The organism is Streptomyces sp. NPDC057877, assembly GCF_042796855.1.
Classification (GTDB): domain Bacteria; phylum Actinomycetota; class Actinomycetes; order Streptomycetales; family Streptomycetaceae; genus Streptomyces.
On record NZ_JBHVMS010000006.1, the window covers coordinates 418,647 to 438,659 of the forward strand.

Consider the following 20,013-nt stretch of genomic DNA (forward strand, 5'->3'; position numbering starts at 1 on the left):
CGCACGGACGACGGGAGGAACCGGCACATGGGCCGACGCTGGCGGGACGGACGGGGAGAACTGGTCGTGCGCGGCGGCCCGCAGGGCACGGACGTCACCGTCCCCCTGGAACTGGCCACGTCCTACCGCGCCCGCACGAGGGGCCTGCTGGGCCGCGACGCGGTGGACGGCGCGCTCCTGCTCTCCCCCGCGAGCAGCGTCCACACCTTCCGCATGCGGATCCCCATCGACGTCGCCTACCTCGACCGCGACCTCACCGTCCTGGCCGTCCGCACCATGCCGCCGGGCCGCCTCGGCCTGCCCCGGCCGCGCTCACGGCACGTACTGGAGGCGGCGGCGGGGGTCATGGCGCAGTGGGGGCTCCGCACGGGCACCCGCGTGGAGGTCATTCCGGCGGCTCGGTGACGGGCCGGGCGGAGACGGCCGCGACCAGGATCATCGGGGCGTCGCCGTCGGACTGGTTGAGGGAGAGCGCGAGGCAGCGGTCCGCCCCGAGGTCCCAGACGGTGAGGTCGCCGAGGAGGTCCCGGCCGGTCAGGGCCCGCAAGAGCGGAGGCAGCGGCTCACCCGTACCTCCGCGGAGGGCGGGGGCCCGCATGCCGACCGTGCGGTGCGGCCCGTAGGCGCCGTCGAACTCATGGGTGAGGGCGGCGAGATGCTCCTCCGCGACCGCCGCGGCCTCGTTCCACTCGGGGTCGTAGAGGCCCGTGAAGGGGGCGCTCTCCCAGAGGGGGACGACGAGGAAGCCGTCGCCGCTGGTCCTGGTCCACTCGCCGGTGACCGGATCGCCCTCGTCGGCCGTGGCCTGACCGGGCCCCGGCACCGGTGCCGCGAGCAGTTCCGCCACGTCGGTAACCGCCCGCGTCAGCTCGAAGGGTTCCCCGAAGCGGGCGGTCACAGGGCGGGCCTGTCCATCGGCTGGGGCAACGGGTCCAGGGCTCCGGCCGCCTTCAGGGCCTCGTACGCCCGGACGACGGGCGCGGTGTCGTCGCCGGGTGCCGCGATGTCGAGGAGTACGCCGGTGCCGGGGAGTTCCCTGCCGAAGACCCCGTCCGGCATACGGGACGCCCGCCCCGGAGACAGGAAGCCCGCCCAGCCGACGGACGGCGTACCGACCTTGAAGCCCGCCTCCCTCTTCAGAGCGGCCGTCACAGTCCGGTCCCCGGCGTCGCCGTAGTCCGGCTGCCACGACTCGGCGACGGCGGTGAGCAGTTCGGCGTCGGGCAACCGCGCGTCGTCCGGGGCTACGACGGTGACGACCAGCGACTGGAGCAGGAACTCCGGGCTGCCGCCCGCCAGCCCGGCGATCTCCACCTTCCAGGCGGGGGCGGGGTCGGCGAGCAGCACGCGCAGGGAGGTGCCGTTCGCGGCGGACCAGTCGTCGGCCGCCTGCGCCGCGCGCAGCGCCTCGGTGAGGGACGCGCCGTCGCCGGTGCGGACCGCGGCACCGGGACCGGAGACGGGCACCGTCCGCCAGGTCGGCTCCGCACCGCCGGTGGCCTCCGGGAGGAGTCCGGCGATGCGCTCCAGGGTCGCGCTCCAGCGTGCGGTGAGCGCGTCGACCGGTTCCGGCCGGGGGCCCCAGAAGCCTCGGACGACTCGTCGCATGTCTTGTGCTCCCACGTCTGCGTCTCGTGCACGGCTCGTCTGTGTCTCGTACTGAACGGTCTTCACCATAGGGCGGGGAAGGCCGGGTGACCCGCTGGTCACTCGTCGAACGCCTCCGGTCTGCGTTCGCCGCCGGTCGGCTCGGGCCGGGTGTGGACGACCTCGATGTCCAGACCGGCGTCCTCGAAGGCGTCGCGGGCCGCGTCGGCGACCTCCTGGTTGGAGAAGTGCCACTCGACGTCCTTGCCCCGCGCGGCCTCGACCTGCCGACGGGCCTCGGTGAGCAGCCGTTCCCGGCCGGAGGGGGTGAGTTCGGCGCGGTCCGCGGTCAGGAGGGAGTCGTAGCCGTTCTTGGCCTCCAGATACGTCTGCCGGGAGGAGTCCCAGCCGTCGAACTCGACGTCGGGGACGTCGGGGTCGGGGTGCGGTACGACGTACTCGTGGCCGCGCTGGGTTCCGGTGACCTGCTCCTGGTAGCGCAGCCAGGACTCGTTGCGCCAGGTGGGCTCGGGGTTGCGGTCGCGGCTGGCCCAGAACCCGTCGCCGCCGTCGGCGTCGCCGTAGGTACGGCTCCGGAGGTCGTCGGCCCACTCGGGCGGCTGGTAGTTGCGCGGGTCGGCGGTGTCGCCGTGCTCGGGCGGGGGCCACTCCTTGCGGTTCTCCAGCGCGCGCCCGGCCCGCTCCGGCTCCTCGGCCCGCTTGCGCTCCAGGTAGGCCAGCCGCTCCTGCTCGCGGGCCCGCCGTGCCTGCTCCCTGGCCTCCTCGTCGCAACCGCCCTCCGCGCGCACGCCGTAGGGCACCCGGGCCTGGGCGGCGGCGAGGACGGTGGTCCCGGTGCCGGGGCCGCCGGAGAGGGGAGGGTCGTACGGTACGACCCGTGCGGGCGCCGCGATGGCACAGCCCGACCTGCGCGCCGCGTCCTCGGCCTCGTCGGCGGCCTCGTCGGCCCGTCGGGCGGCGTCCTCCAGGGCGTCCAGGTCACCGGCGCGCGCCGCCCGCCGGGCGTCCCGCGCCGCCTCGGCCGCGTCGTCGGCGAGCTTGCTCAGCTTGCCGAGGGAGCCGACCCTCTCGACGATCTTCGCCTCGCCGTAGCCGGGGATGAAGAGGGAGCCGACGTTCCACAGGACGGTGGTGACGGCCCGGGTCTCGTTGCCGCTGTCCCACTGCTCCACGACCTCGTCGCCGATGAACGAGTCGAACAGCACGGTGCCGCCGGTGCCCAGTGAGGCGCCGCCCCAGTCGAGGACCGCGCCGAAGTAGTCGCCGTCGTCCCACTTCTCGCGGGCGTCCGCGGTGTCGTCCCACCACGCGTCGCCCAGCGAACGGCCGTAGTCCATCAGGCCGTTCCAGGTGTCGACCGGGTGGATGACGGTGTTCCAGATGCCCTCCAGGTCACCGCCGATGCCGTCGACCACGAGGCCTTCGCCGACCTGCTTCAGCTGGTCGCCCGCGCAGCCGAAGAAGGCGCCGACGCCGGAGAAGCAGCCTTCGCCGTCGTCGCCTTCGTCACTTGGGGTGGGGTCCTCGTAGGGGGGTTCGTCGGTCTCGTCCTCGGCGGCGACGGGGTCGGCGGGGTCGAGGGCGGCGGGTTGGTTGGGGCCGTTGGTGTTCGGGACGTCGGTGTGCGGGACGTCGGTGTGCGGGCCGTCGGTGTGCGGGCCGTCGGGGCTGTCGGTGTCTCCGGCGACGGGCTCCGCCGTACACCCCATCCCGACGACCCGGCAGACCTGCGCCTGCAGACCGCCGTAGAGCCGCGTGCCGAGGCCGCTCACCACCAGCGCGGCGATGACCGCGGCGACCACGGCGACGAGACCGGCGTACTCGACGGCGGTCTGCCCGTCGTCCCGCCGCCAGCGGATCATGCGGCTCAGTGAGAAGGGCCGCCGTTGCTGTCGGTCGTACTCGGCGAGGCGGTACCAGTCGCGGCTCTCGGGCCGGGTGACGAAGTAGAGGACGAGGACGGGCAGAAGGAGCTGGCTGAACCCCCGCCCGGACCCCTCGGCGACATGGGCGAAGGCCCCGAGGACCAGCCACACCTGGACGGCGACGAGCCCCCACCAGACCCGGACCCCGCCCTCCCCACTGCGCCGGGCGAGCCACCAGCCGAGCGTGCCGGGCGCGGCGGCGTAGGCCGCGACGGCGAGGAGGCGGCCGTCGACGATGTCGTACGAGGCGGCGGTGAGGAGCATCCCGGCGCCGCCGAGGACGGTGAACGCGAACAGCGCGTGCACCAGGACGAGCGCCACCGCCAGCGACCGCGGCAGCTCCACCCGCCCACCCCGCCCCGACGGCCACGAGGCACCACCGAACTTTGGAACTCCCCCGACCGAGGCCATGCCCCCTCCTCAGCTCAACGCTCAGATCATGGGCCGAGGTTAGGAAGGGGCTCCGGTTCAGAGATGGGCCCGTGGACCCAATGCGGCACCCAAAGTGGCCGGGCGCGAGAGGCGGGCGCGGATGCGGGCCGGGGCGGCGGGGGTGCGCAGCGGGGCCGGGGCGTGGCAGTCGGGGGGCAGGTTCGTCTTGGCGAGGGTGCTCAGGAGGGCGCGGGGGCCGGTGTCGACGTAGGTGGTGTAGCCGTGTTGGTGGAGGGTGCGCAGGGCGGGGATGAAGGTCACCGGTTCGGTGAGGTGGGCCGCGGCGGCGGTGCGGAGCTGGGCCGGGGTGTGGGCCTGGTGGCCGCCGGTGGAAGTGGTGTGGACCGCGAGGCGGGGGCGGGTGACCGGCTGGCTCTGCAGGAGACGGCGGAAGACGCGGTGGACCTCGCCGAGCAGCGGGTGGTGGAAGGCCGTGCGGCTGGTGAAGGGGGTGGCGCGGTGGCCGCGGTCGTGGAGGAGGGGGCGGATCCGTGCCAGGGCGGCGGTCGGGCCCGCGAGGACGACCTGGGCCGGTGCGTTGTGGGCGGCGATGGCCAGGTGGCGGGGGGTGCGGTCGTCGTGGAGGAGGGCCGTGGCCTGGTCCCAGGTCAGGTCGGTGACGAGCAGACCGGCCGCGGGCAGCGCGGCGTCGCGTAACAGGTGGTCCCTGATCTGCAGCAGTCGTACGCCCTGGCGCACGGTGATCGCCCCCGCGACGGTCAGCGCGGCCAGGTCGCCCATGCTGTGGCCGATGACGGCGTCGGCGGGGGTGGGGAGGAGGTCGAGCACCGCCGTGGCGGTGGCTACGGCGGCGGTGTAGGTGGCCAGGTCGAAGGCCAGGGGGTGGGAGCGGACGAGGTCTTCGGGGGCGGGGGCGTCGGGGTGGGTGAGCAGCGCGCTCACGGGCGAGGTGGGTTCCCGGGCGGGGGCGCAGGCGTCCACCGTGTCCAGTACGGCGCTCACGGCGGGGTGGTCGCGCAGGGGGCGCAGGGCGCCTGGGAGGTAGGCGCCCTGGCCGGGACACATCAGTACGGTGCGGGGAGTCATGCGGCGTTGGTGAAGGCCAGGGCCACGTTGTGCCCGCCGAAGCCCATGCTGGTGCTGAGGGCGGCGAGGGGGCCGGAGGCGGGCAGTGGCTGGGGGTGGCGGCCGACGACGTGCAGGCCGATGGTGTCGATCTCCGGGTCCAGGCGGTCGAGGCTGTGGACCGGCGGTGCGGTCCGCTCCCGCAGGGCCAGCACCGTGAGGACGGCCTCGATCGCACCGGCGGCGCCCAGGGTGTGCCCGAAGGCGGCCTTGGGCGCGCTGACCGCGACCTCCTTCAACTCCTCCCCGAACACGGCCGTGAGAGCCTGCGCCTCGCACAGGTCGCCGACCGGGGTGGAGGTGGCGTGGGCGTTGATGTGCTGGATGTGGGAGGGGAGCAGGCGCGCATCGCTCAGGGCGGCGTGCACGGCGGCGGCGCAGCCCGTGCCGCCCGGGGCGGGCTGGGCGACATGGTGACTGTCGTTGGTGATGCCCGCGCCGGTCAGATGGCCGTGGACACGGGCGCCGCGGGCGGCGGCGTGCTCGGCGCTCTCCAGGACGACGACGCCCGCGCCCTCCCCCATGACGAAGCCGTCGCGGTCCGCGTCGAAGGGACGGGACGCCTGCGCGGGGTCGTCATGGCGCTCGGAGAGCGCCTGAAGCCGAGCGAACCCGGCGAAGGCAAGGGGCGTCAGCGCGGCCTCCGTACCCCCCGCGACCACCACGTCCGCCAGACCGTCCCGGATGAGTTCCAACCCGAGCGCGAGGGCCTCGGCGCCGGAGGCGCAGGCGCTGACGGGGGTGTGCACCCGGGCCTTGGCCCCGATCATCAACCCCACTTCGGCGGCGGGATGGTTGGGCAGCATGCGCGGAATGGTGCGCGGACTGACCCGGTGGGGCCCAGCGGTCTCCAGACGATGGTTCTGCTCGAGGATCGTGGTGAGCCCGCCCAGCCCGACCCCGACGACCGAGGCCACCCGGGAGCCCTGGTCGCTGAGCGCCGCTCCGTCGGCGAGCCCCGCGTCCCGCCAGGCCTCCTTGGCGGCGACCAGGGCGAACTGCGCGGAACGGTCGCAGTGCGAGGCCTTCGCGGCGGGCAGCACGGTACGGGGTTCCACGGCCGCCCGGGCGGCGAGGTACCGCTGCGTGGGGCCGTTCGGTGGTCCGATGTCGAGGTGACCGATACCGGACGCGCCCGCCAGCAGGGCCGCCCAGGTGGAGGGGACGTCACCGCCCAGTGCCGTGGTCATGCCCAGTCCGGTGACCACGGCCGGTGCCTTGGCGGGAGCCGGTACGGCTCCACAACGAGGGCTCACGAGGACTCACCGGCGGGGGCCGGGACGGTGGCACGGAGATGCGCGACGATCTCCCGCACCGTGGTCAGCTCCTCCGCCTCCTCCACCGGCACCTTGATCTGCCAGTGGTCCTCGATCGCGGCCACCAGCTCCAGCCGGGCCAGCGAGTCGACACCCAGGTCGTCCTTCAGGCTGCTGTCGGGCTCGATCTCCTCCGCGGTCAGGTCCTCGACGGTGGCGGTCAGCAGCTCGCGGACCTCGTCGAACAGGTGTCGTTCCTCGATCGTGTAGGGCACGGGGGGCTCCTCTGCTGGGACGCGAATGACGGCTCGTGCACGAGTGCACGGCGTCAGCCTTTCCGACCGGCCGGGACGGGATGCGTCTGGAGAGGAGGGTGGTGGATCACCGGGAGCACGTGGGGGGCGCCCTGTGAACGAGCCCGACACCCGCGCACTGTCACGCGCTTCAGGACGGGCTTAGGGTGCGGGAGACCGGGTGCGTATCAGTCCCGTCACGGATTCTTCCGGTGCCCGGCGCCCCAGTGAAGCGCGGGCGCGGCGGACACCACGACGATCGCTCCCCAGTCACCCTCGACGTGATAGGCCGAGCCGTCCCAGAAGAGGGCGTCGATTCCGCCGTAGTCCGTCTCACCGGACGCGTCCTTCGCGGGCGGCGTCCCCTGCCCGTCCCAGGTGAGGCGCCGCACATCGGCGAACTCGATCACGGCGACCGCATAGCAGTACTGCTCCCCGGGGGCGGGGGGACGGTACCGGGGATGCTCCGGCGTGAGAACCACTTCGACGTCCAGGCACAGACGACCGGGGTTCGCCTGAATTCCCAGGACGAAACCGTCCTCCAAGTACACACCGTCAAAGACGCCCATCTGAAAATATTCGACCCTGGCAGAGTTCACGGCAGATCCCAAACAATCGGTGTGTGGTTTCCCGGGCTTTTCCTGGTCACGGTGTTTCCGGCGGGGTCTATCCGATCTCCTTGAGCGTTCCTTATCTCCACGTGCGGCGTTCCGCTGCCCGGAGCACGACTGCTGCCCTGCTTCAAGGTGACACGAACGATCCCGTTCTCGTCGACGAACTTGGGAGGGCCGTTCTCCGTACGCGTCTCCCTCCATCCTTGCTGACGCGCCCACTTCGCGATCCCGGACGCTGTCCGGTGCCCACCGATCGCGTCCGCCGAAGCACCCGGACCCTGCGACCCGGGGGACACACTGCCACCCCGACCTGATCCGCCCGCCCCAGAGCCAGCACTTCCGGAGTCTCCCCCTCCGCCCGTCGCTCCCACGGCCATCAGCGCGACACCGGCCAGACCGAGACGTGCGGCCAGCGCAGCCCCGAGCATCCCTTCTCCCGCCACCGTCACCCCCGCGAAGGCGAAGCCCGCTGCGGGCGGAAGCAGCGCCAGGAGGGAGAGGAGGAGCAGGGCGAAGCCGAGGTAGACGAGGAAGCGGTCCAGGGCTTCGAGGAGGTGGGCCGGGGGGATGGCCGGGCCGTCGGTGCCGGTGGGGCCGGTGCTGCGGTAGACGAGGAGGGCGCCGGTGGTCGCGGAGGACACGGCGACGCAGAGGCGCAGGCGATGGGCGGCGAGGGCTTCCCCCAGGGGCTGGGCCGCCGCCTGGCGCCAGGTCCGGAGCAGAACCGTCAGCAGCCACGCGATCCAGACCATGGCGGCCACCGTGAAGCCACGCAGGACCGCCGGGCCGGAACCGCCGGTGAAGTGCTCCTGGAACCCGGCCGTCGACCTGAACGAACCGACACAGAGGAACAGCACCGCCGGTGCCATCAGCACCAAGGGGAGGATCACCAGAACCCATCGGCCACGGCTCACGCGCGCTCGGACCGCCGCTCTGACGCGAGCGCGTGTTTCGGCCCTGCCCGTACGCCACGCCTCCGCGCTGTCCGTGGCGTTCATCCGGCCCGCGATATCGGCCACGGTCCGGCGTAAGGACTCGTCGGACGGGCGACCCCGCGGTCCGGCCGCCCCGGCGGAGTAGCACAGGGCCCGCCGCAGCCGCAGGAAGCGAAGGGCGATCAGCGGGGTCCAGGGGAGACGCCAGGCGGCATAGCGGATCAGCGCCGCCGCACTGTCGCCGTCCACCCGCTCGTCCCCGACCAGGACATCGGGGAGGTGACGCTTGCCGCGGCGCAGGGAGGCGGTGTCGATCGCCATCGCCAGCAGCAGCGCCGCCACGGGGACGGCCCACAGATGGTCCTCGACGGACTCCAGCCACCGCTCGCGCTGATTCGCCGTCGGGTGCGTCGCGACGTAGTTGTTGAGCGCGTGGTGCGCCGCCGCCGCGCCGACGAGCACCAGTGACAGGGGTTTCAGCCAGCCCGGCGCCCGCCACAGAATGCCGATCCCCAGCCCCGCCACCGCGGTCCACACCAGGTGACTGAAGGTGGCCACCGTGATGTCACCGGCCTGCCCCAGGCCCAGCGACGCGGCGGGCGCGGGGAGCCAGGACGTGAATATCCGCGCCACGCCCGGTATGTACGGCGGCGCCAGACTGTCGGGCACGATCCAGCCGCCCTGGCGCGCCAGTACCCGGTCGCCGTCCAGGGAGTACCGCAACAGCGCCTCAAGCAGCCCGAACCCGGCGCCCAGTGCCGCGCCCAGCACCGTGAAGTCGGTCAGTCCCCACTGTCGGCGGACCTTGACGTACAGCCCGGCCGCCAGCAGGGGCGACACCTTGACCAGTTCCTCCACCCACGGCGCGACGGTGTAGGCGGTGGTGTTCACCACCTGGATCAGCGACCGGTCCGTCAGGTCGGCGATCGTCCTCGTGTACCCCAGCTCCAGCAGCGCCGTGACCGTGCCGCACACGTACGCGCCCACCAGGATCGCCAGCAGCACCGTGGACAGGCGTACGGAACGGGTGGGAGCGGACAGGAGGAAGACCTGGATGACGCCGTACAGCGCCGCGAGGAGCATGAGTACGGTCATACGGGTTCCCCGTTCCCCGAGCCGACGTTCCCGAGTCGATCACTCGCACCTGATTCGCTCGCGCGAACGACAGGTTAACGGCTGGATCACCTGGAGTGCGCCTTCGTGACCACCACGAGGCCCACCCCTGCGGGGCGGGCCTCGTGGTGGTCGGGTCAGGCGTCTCCCCTCGGGAAGGAGATCTCCACCCGGCGGTTCTTCTTGCGGCCCGCCTCCGTGGAGTTGTCGGCAATGGGGTACTGCTCGCCGTAGCCCCGCACCTCGAAGGTGATGCCGGGGTCGTTCAGCTCGGACTCCAGGATTCCGTGCACGGCGTTCGCGCGCTGGCGGGACAGGACGTCGCCGTGGGCGGAGGAGCCCAGGTTGTCCGTGAAGCCGAAGACGCGGATCGTCGTCGCGTTCTGCGTCTTGATCTCCGCCGCGATCGCGACGATACGGGCCTTCGCCTGCGCGCCGAGCCGCGCGCTGTCCTTGCCGAAGAGGACCTCCGCCTGCAGCGCGAACTTGACGTCCGCGTTCGTGTCCTCGCGGCGTTCGTCGCCGCTCTGGTCCTCTACGACCTGCTTGATGTCCAGGACCTTGGGCTCGGCCAGGGTGGCGCCCTCGGGGAGCTTCAGGTCCGGGTCGTTGGCGTCGAGTTCCACGGGGGCGGCGGCTGTCGCCTCGGTGCCGGGGGGGACGCTGGGGTCGTCGGCGTGGGCGGTGGTGGCGGCGTAGAGGTTGGTGGCGAGCATGACGGTGGTGGCGGTGAGGGCCAGGGTGAGGCGGGTGGGGGTCATGGTGGCCTCACCCGGAGATCGTGATAGTGCCGGTGGAGAAGGTCGGCAGTTGGAAGGTGACCTCTGTGGTGCTCGAGGGCGGGGCGGGGAACTGCATGAAGACGGTGATCTCCTCGCCTGCCTTGAGGATCGACAGCCCGGTTGTCGTCAACGGCCGTCCATCTGTGTCACGTAGCACGTAGTAGCGCTTCTTCTCCTTGCTGTCCACCAGGGTGGCTCCGCCCAGCGACCTGCCGTGCGCGATGATCTCGGACTCGTTTCCCCTCAGCAGCGTGGAAACGGTGACTGACTTGTCACTGTCATTCTTCAACGTGCCGTTCACGGTGACGAAGCCGCCCGCATCACGCTCAGCAGAGGTGATCTGGAGCATCAGCCCATCGGAGCCCCTCAACTCGGCCAGCGGATCGCCCTCCTGGCCCTCTTGAGCGCTAGGCTGCGAACCGTCACCCTTCGAAGCGGTCGCCGAAGCCTGAGGCTTCTCGTCATCGCCGCCGTCCCCACCCCCACCGCAACCAGCCACGCCGAGGGCCAGACCGGCCGCAACGGTCAACGCGACCATCCCCCTGCGGGCCTTCGTCGTGAACCGCATCCTCATGACTCCGCTTCCTTTATCACTCGTCGTTCGCTATTCAGTCGGCCAGATGGACGTCGAAGAGATCCTTGGGTTCCGGGAGGTCGAGCTGCGGGTCCAGGTCCCATGTCACGCCTCCCTTGCAGGAGAGACTGGGCAGCACGTCCTCACCGGCGTCCTCGGCCGGGGGCTCGAACCCGCAGCGGGGTTCGATGACGGCGATGGCGGACGCCGTGGCGTGCTGGCCCTCCGTGCCGGGCACGACGGTGTCACCCACCGGCTCGTCGGTCTCGACTGCAACCGTGAAGCGCAACGGCTCCGACGTACAACCCGTCACGTGGGCGTCGTTCTGGCCCGCGAGTTGCTCCGCACGCCAGCATGAAAGCCCTGGCACCACACCCGGCACGTTGCCCTCGAAGATGTCCTGCCACCGAGTTGGGTCCAGCACGTCGTCCAGCCACTGGCCCGTCAGCAGTGCACGCCGGTGCTGGGCCGCCGCGAGCGCTGCGGCGTCAGCCGCCGTCTGGGCCTCGTTTCGGGTGGTCGCGGCCTGGCCGACCGCCAAGAACGCGAACGCGAGAAAGAGCAGGCCCCCCACCACCGTGATGTAGATGGGGAAGGCCTGCCCTGCGTCGTCTCGGTGACGCCCGTGCATCAACCCGTGATCTCGCCGATCTTCGTGGTGATCGCATCGGCGATCGTGGCACCGAAGTCCGTGGCGAGGAGCACCAGAATGATCGCCACGACCACCGCGATGATCCCCAGATACTCCACCGCGGTCTGCCCCTTGTCGTTCCTGGCGGCGCGGGACTGAAGGTACGAGACGGTGGTGTTGATCCAGTTGCTCATGGTGTTCCCCTCCGGTGTCGGCTCGGGTGCCGTTCGCGATGCCAGAAAGGTACGTCCCGGCGCCCCGCCCAGCAGAGGGTCCCAGGGCCCAATCGCGGGCCCAATCACGGAGGTGGGGCCGCAGGCCCCGGCGAGCCGCCACGGGTCAGCCCACCTCTCGCCGCGAACCCGGCGCCGTCCCCAGCCACTTGGCGGCGGCCTCGGCGCGGCTGGTGCTGTGGAGCTTGGCGAAGATGCGGTTGATGTGGTTCTTGACGGTCTTCTCGCTGATGAAGCAGGTGGCGGCGATCTGCTGGTTGGTCATGCCGGACGCGATGAGGTCCATGATCTCCGCCTCCCTGGTGCTGAGCTGGAACCGCGATCGGTCGGGGGCGGGCGGCCTACCCGCCCCGACACCTGTCCATCCAGACGTCGACTGTGCCACAGTCGGTTGCAGTTGCGAAAGGTTTTCCGCAGAAGTAGTTTGGGGCGCGACCGCGCTCGCAGGGTCCATTCTGCTGCTAAGCGGGGGAAGATGGGTGCCCTCACGTGCACCTAAGCCGTCCGGGAGGGGAGCCTCCACCCCTCCCTTTCGCAGTTGCGCCAGCAATGCCCCCGCCGCCGTGGACGTGAAGTGCGCCCTGCCCTCCTTGATGTCCCGCACCGCCGCCACCAACTGGTCCGCCGTGAACTCGCCGTGGACCAGGTAGCCGCCCGCACCCTTGCGCAGCGCCTCATGGACGATCTCCGACTCGCGGCTGTACGTGAGCATCACGACGGGGGCCAGCTGGACGAGGTACGGCAGGGCCGAGATGCCGTCGACGCCGGGCATGCGGACGTCGAGGAGGACGACGTCGGGGCGGTGGGCGAGGGTGGCGTCGTAGGCCTGGCGGCCGTCGGCGGCCTCCGCCACGACCGTGATGTCCTCGCGGCCGGAGAGCAGGGCCGTGAGGCCCGCCCGGACGACCGGGTTGTCGTCGGCCACCACCACGCGCAGGGAGGGCGGCACGGAGTCGTCGAACGGGTTCGGGAGCGGCTGTGGAGGGCCGGAGTGGGGCGTTTGAGCCGTCATCGGCGGTCTCCTCTCAGGTCGTGGTCGAGATGTTCAGTGCTGCCAACGGCAGGTCCAGGCGGACCTCCGTGCCGCTCGGGTGGGCGCCTCGGCCGATGCGGATGCGTGCGCCCACCGAGGCCGCCCGTTCGACCATGCCGACCAGACCGAAGTGGCCTGCCTGGCGCAGGTGTTCGAGCGTGGTGCCCGGGGGCAGGCCGCGTCCGTCGTCGTAGACGCTGATGCGGAACAGATCGCCGTGCACTCCGGCGCTGACATCGACCTTGGTCGGGGACGCATGCCGGTGGGCGTTCTCCATGGCCTCCGTGGCGATGGTGAGGAGCTGACGGGCGACTGCCGGGGGAACGGGTGGGACCGCCCCGCCGCCTGTCGGGTGATACACGGCCGGGACTCCGGTGCGTGAGGCGAAGTCCACCGTACGGGCGGCCAGTTCCAGCGAGACGTCCGTGCCGTGGGACGGGTCCGACTCGCGGCGCAGGTCCGTCAGTAGTTCGCGGGACTCGGCCGCGGCCCTGCGGGCTGAACGGGCCACGAGTTCCGCCCGCTGCTTGACGAGTGCCGGGTCCAGCTTGTCCGCGGTACCCGCCAGGCCGTCGGCGGCCAGCGCCACGCCGTGCAGGGTCTTCGCCACCGAGTCGTGCAGTTCGCGGGCGAGACGGGCGCGTTCCGCCCCGATGGCCTCGGTGACCGCCAGTCGTGCCTGCACCGCCGTCAGGGCCTGCGTCGCCTCGCCGAAACGGAGCATCAGGTTGCGCAGCGTGGAGCCGACCGCGCCCGCGATGACGCAGAGACCGGGAAGGAGCAGGGCCTCCGCCACCGCCGCGCCCGGCGTGTCCGTGAGCGTCGCATGGACCAGGAGCAGGATGAGCGACTGGAGGCAGGCGAAGGCCGCGGCGCCGCGCCAGCTGTAGACCAGGCCTGCCAGCAGGGGTGTGGTGACGCTGACGTAGGCGAGGGTGGTGTCCGGGCCCGCCGAGACCAGCAGCAGGGAGCCGAAGAGGGTGTCCAGCACCAGGAGAGTGGGGTGGCGCAGGAGGAGGGGGCCGAAGCGCTCCCAGTCGCGGAACAGAACGTAGGACGCCATGAAGGTGATGACCACGGCGGCGGCCACGAGCCAGGCCGCCAGCCCCGGAGCGGCGTTGAGGAGCGCGGCCGGAGCTGCCAGGGCGATCATGGCCAGCCGAAAGCCGAAGACCTGGCGGCACATCGCCTGAAGGGCGTTGACCTGGATGGGAAGGGTGGAGTCTGAGGCGGGAGCCACGGGCAGCGGGTGGCTGTGCCGTGCGTCCGGCGCGACCGGTCCGACGGTCCTCTCCCGTTCCTTCGGCAGGGCAGGCGTCGCCGAGGTCACCGGGATGTCCGGTGCGCCGGTGCGTGCCTGCACCGGGAGGACCGTGCCCGCCGGAGGCGTGGTGATCTCCGGTGGCTTCGCCGTCCTCGGACGACGGCGGAGCAGGCCGATGCCCGGGTCCTCGTCGGACGTCTGCCAGGTCGGCATGGTGAGCCACCTCCCCCCTACTCACCCGTGACCGTGCCGAAGTCCGTGCCCGACCCGAGCAGCAGGCCCGCGCCGAGGAGGAGCATCGTGGCCGGGACCATGAAGGTCGTGATCATCAGTGTGGCCTTGGGGACCGCGCGGGCGGCCTTGCGGCGGGCGTTCTGGGCGTCCGTACGGCGCATGTCCTTGGCCAGGGCCACCAGGGTGTCGACGATCGGGGCGCCCAGTTCCTCGCCCTGCTGGAGCGCCGAGACGAACATCGCCACCTGTTCGGAGTCGTTGCGACGGCGGAGCTCGGCGAAGGCCTGGCGGCGGCTCATGCCGAGGTCCATCTGCCGCAGGGTGATACGGATCTCGTCGGCCCACGGGCCCTCGTACTTGGACGACACCCGGTCCAGTGCCTGCCGGAAGCCGAGGCCCGCGCTGACGACGACGGCGAGCACGTCGAGGAAGTCCGGCAGGGTGCGTTCGATGACGTCCTTGCGGACCCGGATCGCCGACCAGATGCCGACCTCCGTCCAGAACGCGCCGAAGGCGAACAGGACCAACGCCAGGAGCACGTTGTCGTTCATCACCATCACGAGCCCGCCGAAGCACCCCAGAAAGCCGTAGACCGCACGACGGGCGGCATAGCGGTCGATCGTCAGGCCGCCGGGATTGCCCGCGAGGTCGATCTTGCGGCGGTACTTGGCGACCTGCTTGGGGCCCATCATCCGCAGTACGGCGGGCGCGTACCGCATGCCGAGACGGTCGATGACGGAGTCGACGGCGCCGGTGCGGGTGGAGCCGACCTCCAGGGCGAGGGCGAGGTCACTGGGGAGTCTGGCGTCCGCACGGTACATGCGTATGCCCGCGAAGATGCCGTAGACCGCGAGGCCCGTGATCAGTGCCAGAAGAAGTGCCATCAACTGACTCGACCTCCCTTCTCGGAGTCTCAGACGTCGATGCGGGACAGGCGACGGATGAGCAGGAAGCCGACCGCGTACATCGCGAACGCGATGATCACCGCGCCCTGGCCGATCGGGGAGCCCGTCATGCGCTCGAGTGCGCCGTCTTCGATGCTGTTCATCAGCAGCAGGGCCCCTACGCCCATGATCGGCACCGCGTACGACGTCATATTCACCTGCGACAACTGCGTCCGCACCTCCCTCCGAGTCTCCTTCCGCTCCTCCAACGTCTCCGTCAGATTCCGCAACGCCCCCACGACCTGACCCCCCGCCCGGTTGGACAGCACGAGCGTCGTGACGAGGACGACCAGTTCGCGGGAGGGCAGCCGGTCGGCCAGTTCGCCGAGGGCGTCGTCCATCGAGGCGCCGAGGGCGAGTTGGTGGGCGACCTTGGCCAGTTCCTCGCCTGCCGGGGCCTCCAGTTCCTCCGCCGCCATGCCGATCGCGGTGCGCAGGGCGAGGCCCGCCTGGGTGGCGTTGGCCATGATGCGGGAGAGTTCGGGGAGTTGGTTGATGAAGCGCTCGATGCGTTTCTGGCGTTGCCAGTTCAGGAACTGCGTCGCCGCCCAGACGCCGAGCAGTCCGGCGATCGGGCCGAAGAAGGGGGCGAGCGTGGCCTGGCCGATCAGCCAGAGGCCCGCGACCGTGGCGAGCATCGCGGCGAAGAACTCGCCGGGGGTGATGTCGAGACCGGTGGCGGCGAGGCGGAGTTCCAGCTTCCTGCCCAGTTGGGTGCGGCGCAGGCGGCGGTCCAGGTCACGGAAGTGGCGCTTGCGGCCCGTGACGGGGATCTGGCCGGTCGCGGAGAGGCGGTCGACCAGGGCCTGGCGCTGGGCCTTGCCCATGGCGTAGGCGTGGAAGCCGGTGACGGCCAGGACGCAGGCCAGCAGGGTGACGCCGGTGGTGAGGGTGACCAGGGATTCGAGTGCCATGGGGACGGGACCTACTTACCTGCTTCTCGGGCGGTCAGTTGGGCGGCGGACTGGGCGACGCCGTAGGCCTGGGGGATGGGCTGGCCCGCCATGTAGAGGCGCTCGGCGACGCGGCGGGGCAGCGGGAAGTACTGGAAGGAGCCGTAGACACGGCCGTCGGCGGCCATCGGCTGGGCGTCGAAGCGGGCGACGGTGGCCAGCCGGTACGGTTCGCCGCCGTGGCTGTCGACCAGTGCGATCTCGGTGATGCGGCGGGCGCCGTCGGCGAACCGGGTGAGCTGGACGATGACGTCCACCGCGCTGTTGATCTGGTCGTGGAGGGCGATGAAGGGGACCTCCACGTCGGACATGGAAGCGAGGGTCTGGAGGCGCATCAGCGCGTCCTCCGCGCTGTTGGCGTGGACGGTGGCCAGGGAGCCGTCGTGGCCCGTCGACATCGCCTGGAGCATGTCCAGGGACTCGCCGCCTCGCACCTCACCGACCACGATCCGGTCGGGGCGCATGCGCAGGGAGTTGCGGACCAGGTCGCGGATGGTGACCTGGCCCTTGCCCTCGACGTTCGGCGGGCGGGACTCCAGGCGGATGACATGGGCCTGCTGGAGCTGGAGTTCCGCGGAGTCCTCGATGGTGATGATGCGCTCGCGGTCGGGGATCAGGCCGGAGAGGGCGTTCAGCAGGGTCGTCTTCCCGGTGCCGGTGGCGCCCGAGACGATGATGTTGAACTTCGCCTGCACCAGTCCGGCGAGCAGGTACAGCATGTGCTCGTCGAGCGAGCCGAAGCCGATCAGTTCCTGGAGGGTGAAGGAGCGGGGGAAGCGGCGGATGGTGAGGGTGGCGCCCGTGAGGGACAGGGGCGGGATGATGACGTTCACTCGCTCGCCGGAGGGGAGGCGGGCGTCGACCATCGGGTTCGACTCGTCCACGCGGCGGTTGACGGTGGACACGATGCGTTCGATCGTTTGCATGAGCTGGTCGTTCGAGGCGAAGCGGAGGGGGAGTTGCTCCACCCGGCCCGCTCGTTCCACGAAGATCGCGTCCGGGCCGTTCACCATGATCTCCGTGATCGACGCGTCCTCCAGGAGGGGTTCGAGGATGCCCAGGCCGAGGGCCTCGTCCACCACCCTGCGGATCAGCTGCGAGCGCTCGACCGTCGACAGCACCGGGCCCTCACGGCTGATGATGTGGCCGAGGACCCGCTCCAGGCGGGCCCTGCGCTCGGCCGCCGCCAGCGCGCTCATCTCCGCGAGGTCGATCTCCTCCAGGAGCTTGGCGCGGTAGGAGGCGACCAGGTGGCCGTCCTCGCCACGGTGGCCGTTCTCCTCGGGGGAGTTGATGCGTGCCCGCAGGCTCATTCGCCGTACACCTCGCTCCTCGTTCAGTCGTCCGACGGCATGGTGGCGGTCTTGGTCGCCGGGCCGAAGTCCCAGCCGGGGACGATCGACGGGATCTCCACGGTGGCGGTCACCCGCACCTCGTCGCCCAGGTCCGTCGGTACGCACGTGGTGCCGTCGGCCAGCCAGTCGCTGACCGCGTTCTGGCAGTCCTGCTGCGTCGGCCCCTCCAGCGAGGCGCTGCGCGCCCCCGTCCGGGCCGCCGTACCGGCCTGCTGGGCGGTGTAGGCGATGATGCCGAGCTGGATGCCCGCCATGGCGACGATGAGGAGGATCGGGAGGAAGCCCAGGTACTCGATGGCGACCTGGCCCCGGTCACGACGGCCCGTGCGATACGTCATCTCAGCCCGTCTCCTCCACCACGGCCCCCGCGTGCCCGTCCACCTGGAAGGGGAAGCCGACGGCGCCCGGGAAGAGCACCGGGACCTCCAGCCTCACATCCGCCGTCACCAGGCCGCCGCTCTCCCCACAGCTCACCGACGCCGCCCCCTCCCACGCCCCCGGCAGGTCCTCCATCGCCGCCGCCTCGCAGGCGGCCTGGCGGTCCTCCGCCGCCGTCCCCGCCCGCGCCGCCTCATCCGCAGCGTTCCCCGCGAGCGTGAAGGTGTACCCCACGAGCACGAACTGCCACAGCAGCACCAGCGTCAGAATGATCAGCGGGGTCATGCCCAGGAACTCGATCGCCACCTGGCCCCGGTCCCGGTCCTCGCGCCGCACCCGCATCCGCGTCGGCGTCCACATCGGCTAACCCCCTCCGTCCCGGCGCCGCCGGAAGGTCAGCGCCCCCCGGTCTCCGCCCCGCATCCGGCCGCCGCCCTTCTGGGCGCCGTCGGGCACCTTGACGAGGCCCAGTTCGCCCGCGAGGGCCCACAGGGCCTGTTTGACCACGCTCTTGCTGTCGAGTTCGTGGAGCCGTCCGGCGTCCACCGCGCCCTGCAGTTCCTTGAAGTTGGCGGGGATCGCGGTCGCGGCGACCGTGGTGCCGGTGATCCTGCGGATCAGCGGCGGCTGGATCTCCGTACCGCGGGTGTGGCGGTTGACGACGACGGTGGTCTCCTCCGCCTTGCGGATCTGGAGGCGGTCCCACATGCGGACCATGCGCTTGGCGCCGCGGACGGCGACGACGTCGGGGGTCGTGACGAGCACGGCCGTGTCCGCCATCTCCACCGCCGCCGCGCTGGCGCCGCTCATCTGGGCGCCGCAGTCGATGACGACGGTCTCGTAGCGGGAGCGCAGGGCGCTGACGATCTGCCGGGCGGCCCGGTCGGTGACCTCCTCGCCGCGTTCGCCCTCGCCCGGGGCGAGCAGCAGGGCCACGCCGGTGTCGTGCCGGAAGACGGCGTCGGCCAGGACGCGCGGGGAGATGTCGGTGATGGCGGCCAGGTCGACGACGGAGCGGCGGAACTGGACGTCCAGGTAGGAGGCGATGTCGCCGGACTGGAGGTCCATGTCGACGAGGACGACCCCGCGGCCGGAGGCGCCCGCGGCCAGGGCGAGCTGGATGGCGGTCAGCGTGGCGCCCACGCCGCCCTTCGCGCCGCTGACCGTGACGACCGTGCCGCCGACGCCGGTGAAGACGTCGCCGCCGTGGCCGAGGTGGCGGCGTACGCCGACGGACCACTGGGCGACGGCCTGGACGCGGTGGGCGAGTTCCTCGTAGCTGAGCGGGAGGGCGACCAGGCCGCGGGCGCCGGAGTCCATGGCGGCGGAGAACAGGCCGGGGCTGGCGTCGGAGGTGACGAGGATGACCCCCACGGCGGGGAAGCGCAGGGCGACTTCCCGGATGAGTTCCAGGGCCGGGACGGGGCCGATGCGCTCATGGACGACGACGACCTCGGGCAGTTCGTCGACGGACTCGGCGGCGAGCCGGGCGAGGGTGTCGACGAGCTGGGTGGAGTCGACCACCGGGGCCACCGGCTCGGCGTCCGGGAGCTGGCTGAGCAGGGTCGTGATGGACCGGACCGCGTCCGCGTCGCCGACCGCCGGCAGGATCCTCGTGGGCATGCGGGCCTCTCACTTGTCCTTCGCGAGTTCGTACGTCCGGTCGGTCTCCGGGACGGTGGTGTCAGTGCCGGGCGCGACCAGGGCGAGCCGGACGCGCTGGGCGAACGACTCGGCGTACGTGATGCGCTGGGCGTCGATGGTGGACAGCGCGAAGGTGATCGGGACGGCGTCGGTGGGGCGGCCCCGGTTGTCCTGGTCGGGCTCCAGGGAGGTGAGCCTGCCGACGTCGAGGACGCGGGCGTTGGTGACGATGATCTTGGACTGGGCGGGGTCGCCCTCCCGTTCACCGGCGAAGGTGGCGTAGACGTTGACCGTCGAGCCCGGGGTGATCTTGCCCGCCACCCCGGTCGCCGCGTCGATCATGATGGCGACCTCCTGCTCGCCCGCCTGGAGCGCGGGCTGGTTGACGATCATGTCGCTCTGGAGCAGGGAGCCCTTGCGCAGGGTGGTCACCGCGATCTTGCCCTCGATCTGCCGCAGGTCGGTCACCGCGTTCTCGGACAGCCAGCGCTCGGGCATATCGATCTTCTCGAACTGGCCCGTGCTGAGCGTCGTATAGGGCGCTACGTCGGACTTGACGCGGTAGGCGGTGACCTCGGGGCCGACCTTGGACTCGACGTCGTTGATGACGGACAGGACGCCCGCGAACGCGGCGAGGGCGCAGAGGACGGACAGCAGCAGGAGGATCACGCCGCGGCGCTGACGGGAGTTCATGAACCGTACAACCTCATTGGGGATATCGGTCGA

General features: G+C 71.5%; 22 protein-coding genes. 1 reads left to right on the forward strand and 21 read right to left on the reverse strand.

The window, feature by feature from the left end; all coding sequences use genetic code 11:
- Positions 1 to 27: 27 nt before the first annotated feature.
- Positions 28 to 405, forward strand: a complete 378-nt coding sequence (locus ACFVQG_RS20435; RefSeq protein WP_383384880.1) for a DUF192 domain-containing protein — start codon at positions 28 to 30, stop codon at positions 403 to 405.
- Here the strand turns inward: ACFVQG_RS20435 and ACFVQG_RS20440 are convergent.
- From ACFVQG_RS20440 to cpaB, 21 genes are all read right to left on the reverse strand, one after another.
- On the reverse strand, positions 386 to 898 hold the full coding sequence (locus ACFVQG_RS20440) for a hypothetical protein (protein WP_383384883.1): 513 nt from the start codon (positions 896 to 898) through the stop codon (positions 386 to 388). The genes ACFVQG_RS20435 and ACFVQG_RS20440 overlap by 20 nt on opposite strands.
- On the reverse strand, positions 895 to 1,608 hold the full coding sequence (locus tag ACFVQG_RS20445) for a hypothetical protein (RefSeq protein WP_383384886.1): 714 nt from the start codon (positions 1,606 to 1,608) through the stop codon (positions 895 to 897). Before ACFVQG_RS20445 ends, ACFVQG_RS20440 begins: the two co-directional genes overlap by 4 nt.
- Positions 1,609 to 1,706: 98 nt before the next feature.
- Complete coding sequence (locus ACFVQG_RS20450) at positions 1,707 to 3,878, reverse strand: Tox-REase-5 domain-containing protein (protein WP_383384889.1); 2,172 nt, start codon at positions 3,876 to 3,878, stop codon at positions 1,707 to 1,709.
- A gap of 123 nt (positions 3,879 to 4,001) precedes the next feature.
- Positions 4,002 to 5,012 carry an ACP S-malonyltransferase gene (locus tag ACFVQG_RS20455; RefSeq protein WP_383384892.1) on the reverse strand — a complete coding sequence of 337 codons (1,011 nt, stop codon included), beginning with the start codon at positions 5,010 to 5,012 and terminating at the stop codon, positions 4,002 to 4,004.
- Positions 5,009 to 6,307, reverse strand: coding sequence for a beta-ketoacyl-[acyl-carrier-protein] synthase family protein (locus ACFVQG_RS20460; protein ID WP_383384895.1), 1,299 nt, complete (start codon positions 6,305 to 6,307; stop codon positions 5,009 to 5,011). Before ACFVQG_RS20460 ends, ACFVQG_RS20455 begins: the two co-directional genes overlap by 4 nt.
- Positions 6,304 to 6,582 carry an acyl carrier protein gene (locus tag ACFVQG_RS20465; protein WP_383384898.1) on the reverse strand — a complete coding sequence of 93 codons (279 nt, stop codon included), beginning with the start codon at positions 6,580 to 6,582 and terminating at the stop codon, positions 6,304 to 6,306. The genes ACFVQG_RS20460 and ACFVQG_RS20465 overlap by 4 nt, the downstream gene beginning before the upstream one ends.
- A gap of 215 nt (positions 6,583 to 6,797) precedes the next feature.
- Complete coding sequence (locus ACFVQG_RS20470) at positions 6,798 to 7,169, reverse strand: hypothetical protein (RefSeq protein WP_383384900.1); 372 nt, start codon at positions 7,167 to 7,169, stop codon at positions 6,798 to 6,800.
- Between the two features lie 26 nt (positions 7,170 to 7,195).
- The gene (locus ACFVQG_RS20475; RefSeq protein ID WP_383384903.1) at positions 7,196 to 9,244 is read right to left on the reverse strand and encodes a PrsW family glutamic-type intramembrane protease; all 2,049 of its coding nucleotides are present in this window, start codon (positions 9,242 to 9,244) and stop codon (positions 7,196 to 7,198) included.
- 155 nt (positions 9,245 to 9,399) lie between these two features.
- Positions 9,400 to 10,023: an OmpA family protein gene (locus tag ACFVQG_RS20480; RefSeq protein WP_383384906.1), complete on the reverse strand. Its 624-nt coding sequence runs from the start codon at positions 10,021 to 10,023 to the stop codon at positions 9,400 to 9,402.
- A gap of 7 nt (positions 10,024 to 10,030) precedes the next feature.
- The gene (locus tag ACFVQG_RS20485) at positions 10,031 to 10,618 is read right to left on the reverse strand and encodes a hypothetical protein (RefSeq protein WP_383384909.1); all 588 of its coding nucleotides are present in this window, start codon (positions 10,616 to 10,618) and stop codon (positions 10,031 to 10,033) included.
- A gap of 34 nt (positions 10,619 to 10,652) precedes the next feature.
- Complete coding sequence (locus tag ACFVQG_RS20490; protein ID WP_383384912.1) at positions 10,653 to 11,249, reverse strand: pilus assembly protein TadG-related protein; 597 nt, start codon at positions 11,247 to 11,249, stop codon at positions 10,653 to 10,655.
- Positions 11,249 to 11,443, reverse strand: a complete 195-nt coding sequence (locus ACFVQG_RS20495; RefSeq protein WP_383384916.1) for a Flp family type IVb pilin — start codon at positions 11,441 to 11,443, stop codon at positions 11,249 to 11,251. Before ACFVQG_RS20495 ends, ACFVQG_RS20490 begins: the two co-directional genes overlap by 1 nt.
- 145 nt (positions 11,444 to 11,588) lie before the next feature.
- Positions 11,589 to 12,494, reverse strand: a complete 906-nt coding sequence (locus ACFVQG_RS20500; protein ID WP_383384919.1) for a response regulator — start codon at positions 12,492 to 12,494, stop codon at positions 11,589 to 11,591.
- Between the two features lie 13 nt (positions 12,495 to 12,507).
- Positions 12,508 to 13,992, reverse strand: a complete 1,485-nt coding sequence (locus tag ACFVQG_RS20505) for a histidine kinase (protein ID WP_383384922.1) — start codon at positions 13,990 to 13,992, stop codon at positions 12,508 to 12,510.
- A gap of 17 nt (positions 13,993 to 14,009) precedes the next feature.
- Entirely contained in the window at positions 14,010 to 14,897 is an 888-nt protein-coding gene (locus ACFVQG_RS20510) for a DUF5936 domain-containing protein (RefSeq protein ID WP_383384925.1), read from the reverse strand.
- A 29-nt stretch (positions 14,898 to 14,926) separates the two neighbouring features.
- Positions 14,927 to 15,871 carry a type II secretion system F family protein gene (locus ACFVQG_RS20515; protein ID WP_383384928.1) on the reverse strand — a complete coding sequence of 315 codons (945 nt, stop codon included), beginning with the start codon at positions 15,869 to 15,871 and terminating at the stop codon, positions 14,927 to 14,929.
- 11 nt (positions 15,872 to 15,882) lie between these two features.
- Positions 15,883 to 17,223 (reverse strand): CpaF family protein, encoded by a 1,341-nt coding sequence (locus ACFVQG_RS20520; RefSeq protein WP_383384931.1) that lies wholly within the window; start codon positions 17,221 to 17,223, stop codon positions 15,883 to 15,885.
- 23 nt (positions 17,224 to 17,246) lie between these two features.
- Positions 17,247 to 17,603, reverse strand: a complete 357-nt coding sequence (locus ACFVQG_RS20525; RefSeq protein WP_383384933.1) for a TadE/TadG family type IV pilus assembly protein — start codon at positions 17,601 to 17,603, stop codon at positions 17,247 to 17,249.
- A 1-nt stretch (position 17,604) separates the two neighbouring features.
- Entirely contained in the window at positions 17,605 to 18,003 is a 399-nt protein-coding gene (locus tag ACFVQG_RS20530) for a TadE/TadG family type IV pilus assembly protein (protein WP_383384936.1), read from the reverse strand.
- A 3-nt stretch (positions 18,004 to 18,006) separates the two neighbouring features.
- Complete coding sequence (locus tag ACFVQG_RS20535; protein ID WP_383384939.1) at positions 18,007 to 19,266, reverse strand: CpaE family protein; 1,260 nt, start codon at positions 19,264 to 19,266, stop codon at positions 18,007 to 18,009.
- A 9-nt stretch (positions 19,267 to 19,275) separates the two neighbouring features.
- The gene (gene cpaB, locus ACFVQG_RS20540; protein WP_383384942.1) at positions 19,276 to 19,980 is read right to left on the reverse strand and encodes a Flp pilus assembly protein CpaB; all 705 of its coding nucleotides are present in this window, start codon (positions 19,978 to 19,980) and stop codon (positions 19,276 to 19,278) included.
- Between the last annotated feature and the right edge of the window lie 33 nt (positions 19,981 to 20,013).